Origin of the sequence: Shewanella sp. AC91-MNA-CIBAN-0169 (assembly GCF_040310165.1) — a bacterium.
In the GTDB taxonomy this organism is placed as follows: Bacteria; Pseudomonadota; Gammaproteobacteria; order Enterobacterales; family Shewanellaceae; genus Shewanella.
The window spans coordinates 1-1,067 of the sequence record NZ_JBEOPM010000061.1; the positions used below are offsets into that span (position 1 = coordinate 1).

Consider the following 1,067-nt stretch of genomic DNA (forward strand, 5'->3'; position numbering starts at 1 on the left):
TATCCACGCTCAGTGCTCTATATACCTAGCCGTTATCCACTTAAATATAAACAGTAATGCTTATCCGAATAGCATTACGCTATTTATAGCGGGCCTTTTTATTTGGCGAAAGATAGGACTTTGAACCCACGGGTTCCTCTTTATTACAAGCAAGCTATCCCTCCACAAGATTCAAGACTTAAGTCTTCGAAATTAAAACATGGTCATCCACTTCAACTGATTCGAGAAGATAAGCGTGGAGCCATTAGCTCAAGCAACCATGAGATACTTAATAGGCTAAACATCCCCGCAGAGAATTGGCTTAAAATCACCACAGAGTTTGGTGCATTATTTAAAGGCGCTGTCGGAGCATTACCCGCATTAACTGAATATTGTGAACATTTAGACCGAAAACGACGACAAGGCGCTGCAAATTTTCAGCGCTGGCTGTGCGCTTAAGTCATCATCCCCACTTAAATTACAATTCACCTGACACTTGATAACTATCAAATTTTTCTGCTGTGCCGAATTTCTTTGATGACCATAAATCACTTATTTAACAATGATATTTTAGTTATATCGATTGAAATTGATGAGTTGAGTACATCGAGCGTAACCCTCGCCAAAGCCATGAAAACGAGTTATGTTACTTGTTCAAATAATGGGTGGCTTCGTTTTTCTTTTTCGATTTCGAAAAAATCGAAGGTGGTATGTACAGAAGTGTAACTGATGAAATCGCTGCAAAATTTTGTCTTGAGGTTGTTTCTAAGGAAGTTGCTGGCTTCGACGAGGTATTTCAGGACTTTAAAAGAGGCAATGAAGTTGTCGGCCTAGAGTGGGATAATTGGTCAGGTTACACTGTTGTAGCAAAAGGAATATCAGCAGAGCCATTGGTTCGTGAAATAGCGGGTTACATCAGTGCCACATTCAACTCATAACAAGGCGTGCAATGATCGCCCTTCGGGCTGGACAGCTTTAAGTGTGGCTTCGCCACAAAGCTGCCCATTCACTATAATGCTATTCGGATAAGCATTACTGTTTATATTTAAGTGGATAACGGCTAGGTATATAGAGCACTGAGCGTGGAT

General features: G+C 40.7%; 1 protein-coding gene and 1 pseudogene. Both read left to right on the forward strand.

Going from position 1 to position 1,067, the window contains the following annotated elements:
- Positions 1-213: 213 nt before the first annotated feature.
- Positions 214-438: pseudogene (locus tag AAEY98_RS22110) on the forward strand (transposase); the annotation flags it as partial.
- Between the two features lie 251 nt (positions 439-689).
- Positions 690-917, forward strand: a complete 228-nt coding sequence (locus tag AAEY98_RS22115; protein ID WP_157822819.1) for a hypothetical protein — start codon at positions 690-692, stop codon at positions 915-917.
- Positions 918-1,067: the final 150 nt, after the last annotated feature.

What these genes read in the sequence shown, in the direction of transcription:
- AAEY98_RS22115 (WP_157822819.1), top strand. Translation starts at nt 690, where the DNA reads ATGTACAGAAGTGTAACTGATGAAATCGCTGCAAAATTTTGTCTTGAG.